6 protein-coding genes are annotated in these 7,569 nt (G+C 72.0%); 1 reads left to right on the top strand and 5 read right to left on the bottom strand.

Annotation, left to right across the window (positions count from 1 at the left end):
* Positions 1-14: 14 nt before the first annotated feature.
* Positions 15-1,913 carry an AMP-dependent synthetase/ligase gene (locus tag AB0B29_RS27150; RefSeq protein ID WP_362244078.1) on the bottom strand — a complete coding sequence of 633 codons (1,899 nt, stop codon included), beginning with the start codon at positions 1,911-1,913 and terminating at the stop codon, positions 15-17.
* A gap of 151 nt (positions 1,914-2,064) precedes the next feature.
* Between AB0B29_RS27150 and AB0B29_RS27155 the strand changes: the two genes are divergently transcribed.
* Complete coding sequence (locus tag AB0B29_RS27155; protein ID WP_362244079.1) at positions 2,065-2,298, top strand: DUF6480 family protein; 234 nt, start codon at positions 2,065-2,067, stop codon at positions 2,296-2,298.
* Between the two features lie 91 nt (positions 2,299-2,389).
* Here the strand turns inward: AB0B29_RS27155 and AB0B29_RS27160 are convergent, their stop codons facing one another.
* The 4 genes from AB0B29_RS27160 to AB0B29_RS27175 form a co-directional block, all read right to left on the bottom strand.
* The gene (locus AB0B29_RS27160; RefSeq protein ID WP_362244080.1) at positions 2,390-3,478 is read right to left on the bottom strand and encodes a glutamate--cysteine ligase 2; all 1,089 of its coding nucleotides are present in this window, start codon (positions 3,476-3,478) and stop codon (positions 2,390-2,392) included.
* A 110-nt stretch (positions 3,479-3,588) separates the two neighbouring features.
* Positions 3,589-5,796: a 1,4-alpha-glucan branching protein GlgB gene (gene glgB / locus AB0B29_RS27165; protein ID WP_362244081.1), complete on the bottom strand. Its 2,208-nt coding sequence runs from the start codon at positions 5,794-5,796 to the stop codon at positions 3,589-3,591.
* Positions 5,797-5,799: 3 nt separating this feature from the next.
* Positions 5,800-7,170: a maltokinase N-terminal cap-like domain-containing protein gene (locus tag AB0B29_RS27170; protein WP_362244082.1), complete on the bottom strand. Its 1,371-nt coding sequence runs from the start codon at positions 7,168-7,170 to the stop codon at positions 5,800-5,802.
* A 28-nt stretch (positions 7,171-7,198) separates the two neighbouring features.
* Positions 7,199-7,569: alpha-glucosidase C-terminal domain-containing protein (locus AB0B29_RS27175; protein WP_362244083.1), on the bottom strand; the 371-nt coding region annotated here is incomplete at its 5' end.

Below are 7,569 nucleotides of genomic sequence, written 5' to 3' on the forward strand. Positions count from 1 at the left end.
GTCCGGCCGCACGCTCAACGGAACACATTGTCGGAATCGTCCCAGTTCGATGGTTCGGCAGGAGCACTCGGCCGTCCCGGACGCCTGCGGGACTGGTACATCGCGTCGATCTCGGAGGCGTAGTGCCGCACGATCTCGTCGCGGCGCAGCTTCATCGACGGCGTCAGCATCCCGTTCGTCACGTCGAACGCCTCCGGCAGGACCCGGAACACCCGGATGGACTCCGCGGGCGACACGACGCTGTTGGCCGCGGCCACGGCCCGCGCGACCTCCTCCCGCAACGCGTTCTCCTCCCGGGCCTCCCGCATCTCGCCCTGCAGTGCCAGCCCCGCCCGCCAGTGCGCGAGGAACTCCGGGTCCAGCGTGATCAGGGCTCCGACGCAGGGCCGGTTGTCCCCCACGACCACCGCCTGGTGGATGAGCGGATGCATCCGCAGCCGCTGCTCCAGGGCCAGCGGGGCGACGCTCTTGCCGCTGCTGGTGATGATGATGTCCTTCTTGCGGCCGGTGATCGTCAGATATCCCTCCGAGTCCAGCAGCCCGAGGTCCCCGGTGGCAAGCCACCCGCCGCGCAGCGCGGCCCGGGTGGCGGCCTGGTCGCCCACATACCCCTGGAACACCGACGGGCCGCGCACCAGGATCTCCCCGTCCTCGGCCACCTGGATCTCCGTGCCCGGCAGCGCCTGTCCGACCGTCCCCGACTTCTCCCGACCCAGCGGCTGCATCGTCACCCCGCCGGCGGTCTCCGTCAGGCCGTACCCGTCGTGCACATAGATGCCGATGCCCTCGTAGAAGAGGGACAGGTCGCGGCTGAGGGGCGAACCGCCGGACGTCGCCCGCTGCACCCGGCCGCCCAGCGCCGCCCGCAGCCTGCGGTACACCGTGCGCTCGTACAGGGCGTGCTGGAACCTCAGGTCGAAGCCGGGCCCGCGGCCCCGGCCCAGCCGTTGGCGCTCCAGGGCCGCGGCGAAGTCGCGGGCGGTCTCGGCGGCCCGCTCGAACAGCCCGCCGTGACCCCCTTGCTGAGCCGTGCGCAGGAAGTTCTTGTAGATCTTCTCCAGGACCGAGGGGACCGCGTAGAGGTACGTCGGCCGGAACGAGCGCAGCGCCGACGCCAGCGCCTCTCCGCTCAGGTCGGCCTGGTGCCCCATCAGCAGCCCGCCGCGCACGCACAGCCCTTGGATCATCAGCCCGTACACGTGGGAGAAGGGCAGGAACGCGAGAACGGAGCCCTGCTCCCCGCGCGGCGCCGCCGTGTGCCCCCAGCCCGTGAGCAGCGTGTCGCAGGGGACGGCCAGATTGCGGTGGCTGAGCGCGCAGCCCATCGCGTGGCCGGAGGTGCCCGAGGTGTAGGCGATGACGGCAGTGGAGTCCGGCAGCACGATGCGGCGCATCGAGTCGACCGTGGCGATCGGGATGAACTCGCCCTGCACCGTCAGCTGCTGGAGGGCGCCCGCGTCCAGCTGCCAGACGTGCCGCAGCAGAGGCAGCGAGGCGCACACCGAGCCGACGGTCATGACGCCCTGCTCGTCCTCCACGACCACGGCCACGCAGCCGGCGTCCCGCAGGATCCACTCGACCTGATCGCGTGACGCCGTCGGGTAGACCGGGACCACCTCGGCGCCGACGGCCCACAGCGCGTAGCACAGCACCGTCCACTCGAACCGGGTGCGCGCCATGATCGCCACCCGGTGCCCCGGCGCGATCCCGGAGGCGATCAGCCCCTTGGCCACGTCCACCACCGCATCACGCAACTCGATCGCCGTCACCTCCTCCCAGCTCACGGAGGCGGCGTCGGCCCGCCGGGCGAGCATCGGCCTGGCCGGTTCGCGGTCCGCCGTCTCGAAGACGCTGTCGGCGAGCCCGCCGGTCAGGGGCGCCACGGCCGGGGGAGCGAGGGCGAGGTCGCGCATGCACTGCTCCTGACGTGTACGGGGTGTGACATTGCCGACGGGTACTGTCATCGGCGGTGCTCGAATGTAGTCGAGTCGAGACCCTTCGGGGTCGGAAAATACGGAAGTCGACCCGCTGATGATCTCGGCGTGATCGGGGGACCCGGAGGGCATGAGTCACATCAGCCCCGATCCCGAACCTGAACGCACCCCTGGTCTGGAGCCCGGCGGCGGCGTACCGCCGGGCGAGACCCCACCCGCGGAGAGCAGCATGCCCGAGACGCTGCCCCGGGAGACACACAACCCGCCGAAGGGCTGGGCCAAGGCGCCGCTCACCGTGATCATCGTCTGCGCGGTGCTGATCGCGGCGTTCTTCCTGGCCTACGCCCTCGTCCTGATCCTCTGAGCCCCTGGCCGAACGAGCCCCCGCCCTGACGAGCCCCTGCAGGGACGAGCCCCCCGCCCGAACGAGCCCCGCTCGAAACGGGCGGGACCCCTCACGCCTGCGTGTGGCGGACGCACTCGGTGACGACGTCCCGCAGGCTCCCCGTGCTCTCCATCACCGCGCGCTGCACCTGAGCGCCGTTGCCCTCCCGCAGCAGCTCGTCGCAGGCGGCCCGGGCCCGCTCCAGGTCGCCCGCGCTGTCGAGGGCCTCCTCGACGTGGTCCAGCAGGGCACGCACCACGGCTTCGGCGGGCGCGCGCCGCATGGTCGCAGGGTGCAGCAGCTCGCCCGACAGGCCGGACCGGGCGGCCTGCCAGTCGGCCAGCCGCAGCAGGCTGACGCTGTGGCCGAGCGGGTCACGGCCGTCCCGCCACTCGCGCGCGGCCGTCTCCACCAGCCCGCGGACGAGCGTGGCGATCAGCACGGCCGTGCCGGAGTGCAGACAGACGTCCGAGACACGCAGCTCCACCGTCGGGTACCGCTGGGACAGCCGCGCGTCGAAGTAGATCATCCCGTCGTCCAGGAGGGCGCCGGTGGCCACCATGTCCGCGATCAGCCGGTGGTACCGCTCGGCAGAGCCGAAGATCTCGGTCGGGCCGGCCGACGGCCAGCGCAGCCACACCCTGCTGCGGTAACTGCTGTACCCCGTGTCCTTGCCCTGCCAGAACGGCGAGTTCGCGCTGATCGCCCGCAGCACCGGCAGCCACGGCCGCAGCCGGTCGACCACCGCCACACCCTCGTCGTCGGATTCGACCGACACATGCACGTGGCAGCCCATGACGAGCTGCTCCTGGGTGGCGATGCCGTACTGGTCCGCCATCCATTGGTAACGGCGGTTGACGCTGACGGCGGGGCTGACCGGCAGCGGTGAGGTGGCGAGCGCCGCCACGGTGCAGCCGATCTCCCCCGCGTGCCGGGCGGCCTCCTTGCGGCAGCGGACGATCTCCTCGCGCAGGCTCTCCATGGACGACTGCGGATGGGTGGCGAACTCCAGCATCTGCTCGTGGAGTTCCTTTTCGAAGACGTCCTGGTCCGCGTCGTCCTTCTCGGCCCGGGCGAGAACTGCTGCGGACAGCGCCCGCGGTTCCCCCGTCTCCGGATCGACCAGGAGGAGTTCCTCCTCCACTCCCACGGTGCGCACCTGATGCCCGCCCTTCTGTGCCCTGCCGCCTCGTACCACCGGGTGCTCCCGGTGGTACGACCCCCAGTGCCCCTCCAGGCGGACAGGACACCTGGCGGGGCCACGGGACTTCACACGGCGAACGGCGTCAGCCACACCGTGGCGAGCGGAGGCAGCGTGATCCGGACACATCCGTCCTCCGGCTTGACCGGATCGGGGTTGGTCACGCCGCTGCCGCCGTAGCGCGCGTCGTCGGTGTTGAGGCGTTCCTCCCAGGCGACGACGTCACCCGGCACCCACAGGCCGTAGTCCTGCCGGACGACGGGGGAGAAGTTCGACACCGCCAGCAGCGGACTGCCCTGGGCGTCATGGCGGAGGAAGGCGAAGACGTTGTCGTCCGCCGAGTCCACCGCCACCCACCGGAAGCCCTCCGGGCGGGTGTCGCACTGCCACAGCGCCGGAGTCGCCCGGTACGCCGTGTTCAGGTCACGGACCAGGTCGCGCACGCCCCGGTGGTCGCCCGCGGAGTGGTACCCGTCGTCGAGGAGCCACCACTCCGGGCCGTTCTCCACCGACCACTCGGCCCCCTGCGCGAACTCCTGCCCCATGAACAGCAGCTGCTTGCCGGGGTGGCCCCACATGAAGCCGAGGTAGGCCCGGTGCGTGGCGCGCCGCTGCCACCAGTCGCCGGGCATCTTCGACACCAGGGCCTGCTTGCCGTGCACGACCTCGTCGTGGGAGATGGGCAGGACGTAGTTCTCGCTGTAGGCGTACACCATCGAGAACGTCATCTCGTGGTGGTGGTACTTGCGGTGCACCGGCTCGTGGGCGATGTACTCCAAAGAGTCGTGCATCCAGCCCATGTTCCACTTCAGCCCGAAGCCGAGCCCGCCGGTGTCGGTCGGCCGGGTGACCCCGCCCCAGGCGGTGGACTCCTCTGCAATGGTCACGACCCCGGGAGCGCGCCGGTACACGGTCGCGTTCATCTCCTGCAGGAACCGCATGGCCGCCAGGTCCTCCCGGCCGCCGTAGGCGTTGGCCTCCCACTGCCCGTCCTCGCGCGAGTAGTCCAGGTACAGCATCGAGGCGACCGCGTCCACGCGCAGGCCGTCGATGTGGAACTCCTCGCACCAGTACACGGCGTTCGCGACCAGGAAGTTGCGTACCTCGGTGCGGCCGAAGTCGAACTCGTACGTGCCCCAGTCCGGGTGCTCCGCGCGCCGGTCGTCACCGGGCTCGTACAGCGGCTCACCGTCGAACCGGGCCAGGGCCCAGTCGTCCTTCGGGAAGTGCGCCGGCACCCAGTCCATGATCACGCCGATACCGGCCCGGTGGCAGGCGTCGACGAAGAACCGGAAGTCGTCCGGCGTGCCGAGCCGGGCCGTCGGGGCGTAGAACCCGGTGACCTGGTAGCCCCACGACCCGTGGAACGGGTGCTCGGCGACCGGCATCAGTTCGACGTGCGTGAAGCCCAGGTCCTTGACGTACTTCGGGAGTTCCTCGGCGAGCTGCCGGTAGGACAGCCCCGGCCGCCACGACGCCAGGTGCACCTCGTACACCGAGAACGGCGCCTCGTGCACGGGGGTGTCGGCGCGGTGCGCCATCCAGTCGGTGTCGCCCCACTCGTAGTGCGAGGCCGTCACGATCGACGCCGTGTTGGGCGGCTCCTCGCAGCGCCGTGCCATCGGGTCGGCCTTGAGGAAGCGGTGGCCGTACCGGGAGTGGATCTCGAACTTGTACGGCGTTCCCTCACCCACGCCCGGCAGGAACAGCTCCCACACGCCCGAGGCGCCCAGGGACCGCATCGGGAACTGCGTCCCGTCCCAGTGGGTGAAGTCCGTGGCGACCCGCACGCCCTGCGCGTTCGGCGCCCACACCGTGAACCGGGTGCCGGCCACGCCCTCATGGCTCATGGGCTGCGCGCCGAGCGCCTGCCACAGCTGCTCGTGCCGGCCCTCGCGGATCAGGTGCAGGTCGAGCTCGCCCAGCGCCGGCAGGAAGCGGTAGGGGTCGGGCGTCTCCTGCTCGCCCCCCTCGTACGCCACGTGCAGGGTGTACGACGGGACGGCGTCCAGCGGCAGCACGCCGGAGAAGAGGCCGTCGCCCTCCGAGACCAGGGCCGTACGTCTGCCGCCGACGACCACGCTCACCGCGCGGGCGAAGGGGCGCAGCGCCCGGAACACGACCCCGCCGGGCACCGGGTGGGCGCCCAGCAGCGCGTGCGGATCGTGGTGGGCACCCGCCAGCAGGCGCCCGCGGTCCTTTGGGCTCAGGGCGGGGGCGGTCGTGCTCTGGACCGGGCCGGACGGCTCCGGGATTGAGGTGTCGCGCAGGGCCACGGCTCAGTCTCCTCTCACGGCGAGGCGCTCGATCGCCGCCATCGGTACAGGCAGCCAGTCGGGGCGGTGCCGTGCCTCGTACAGCACCTCGTACACGGCCCGGTCCGTCTCATAGGCGCGGAGCAGTCCGTGTTTCTTGCGGGGGTCCCAGCCGGCGCGGGTGGCATAGCCCCCGCAGTAGGCCTCGCGGCAGCGCCGGGCCCACTCGGGGCGCCAGGGGCGGCGCTGCCGGGCGGCGTAGTCGAAGGAACGCAGCATCCCGGCGATGTCCCGCACCGGCGAGTGGGCACTGCGCCGTTCGGAGAGCGGCCGGGACGGCTCGCCCTCGAAGTCGATGACGAACCACTCGCGCCCGGCCCGCAGCACCTGACCGAGGTGCAGGTCGCCGTGGATGCGCTGGGCGGGCGGCCCGGCGTCGCAGCTGGTGAGGGCCGCGAACGCGGTCCGCAGACCGGGTACGAACGGCTGCAGCGCGGGCACGCAGTGCGCGGCGGCGTCCAGCCGCTCGGTCATCGCGGCCGCCGTCTGCCCGTTCTCCCCTGGCCCGCCCACGGGGAACGCCGACGCCAGCGCGAGGTGCACCTCCGCGGTGGCCACGCCCAGCGCACGGGCCTGGACTGTGAAGTCGTCCCCGGCGGCCAGTGCGTTCAGCCCCAGCGTCCAGCCGTCGGAGGCGTCCCGCAGATACGGCTGCAGCACGCCGAGGGTGGCCTTGAACGGATGCCCGGTCTGGAACCAGGCCACCGGCGCCGGGACGCGGTGGCAGCCCTGCCGGGCCAGCGCGCCCGGCACCTCCAGGTCCGGGTTGACGCCCGGCTGGATGCGCCGGAAGACCTTCAGGATGTACTCGTCGCCGTACACCAGCGAGGAGTTGGACTGCTCGGCGTCCAGCAGCCGCGGCACCAGTCCGGCGGGCACCCGCTGGTCCGGGTCGCAGTCGAAGTGCAGGGGGCCGGCGGCGCCCGGTTGCCGCAGCCGGTCCAGCAGGAGCTGGGCGGAACGGGGATCGTGCAGCGCGTCGTACACCGTCAGCCCGGCCAGCGGTCCCTCCTGCACCCGTCCGATGAGCGCCCGCCCGAGCCGCGGCGCCGGGTGCTCCCGCACGCCGAGCAGGAGCTGGTAGCAGTCGCCCGCCGGGGGAGCGCCGCCGGGTGAGGGCACGCCCGTGTGCCCGGCGTGTCCGGCGTGGATCAGCAGATGCAGACAGCCCGGGAAGAGCTCGGTCATCGACAGCAGGCCGAGCTCCGTGACGGGCCGGTCCTTGCCGGCGAACCAGCGCTGCCGGGGCAGCCACTCGCGCAGCAGCCCGCCGAGCGACTCCATGGGCTCGGCCAGGCGCCGCAGGTCGGGGCGCAGGGACGCGGTCTTCGGCATGGTCACGCCTCCTTTCGCCGGCACTGGCTCACAGTCGCCGGCCGATGCGGGAGGCGACCCGGGTGAGCCGGAACCAGTAGAAGCCGTGGCCCCCGAGCGTCAGCAGGTACGGCAGCTCGCCGATGGCCGGGAAGCGGACCCCGCCGAACAGCTCCACGGGGTGCCGCCCCGCGAACTCGCGCAGGTCGAGCTCCGTGGGCTGCGCGAACCGCGCGAAGTTGTTGACGCACAGCACCAGGTCGTCCCCTCCCTCCTTCGACAGGGGGGCCTCCCGCAGGAACGCCAGCACGGCGGGGTTGGAGGAGGGCAGCTCGGTGTAGGAGCCGAGCCCGAAGGCCGGGTTCTGCTTGCGGATCTCGATCATGCGGCGGGTCCAGTGCAGCAGCGACGACGGCGACG

The sequence above is a fragment of the Streptomyces tibetensis genome (assembly GCF_040647715.1).
GTDB lineage: Bacteria > Actinomycetota > Actinomycetes > Streptomycetales > Streptomycetaceae > Streptomyces > Streptomyces tibetensis_A.

Excerpts from the sequence above, each read along its gene's own strand:
- AB0B29_RS27150 (WP_362244078.1), bottom strand. The coding sequence starts at position 1,913 with ATGCGCGACCTCGCCCTCGCTCCCCCGGCCGTGGCGCCCCTGACCGGC.
- AB0B29_RS27155 (WP_362244079.1), top strand. The coding sequence starts at position 2,065 with ATGAGTCACATCAGCCCCGATCCCGAACCTGAACGCACCCCTGGTCTG.
- AB0B29_RS27170 (WP_362244082.1), bottom strand. The coding sequence starts at position 7,170 with ATGCCGAAGACCGCGTCCCTGCGCCCCGACCTGCGGCGCCTGGCCGAG.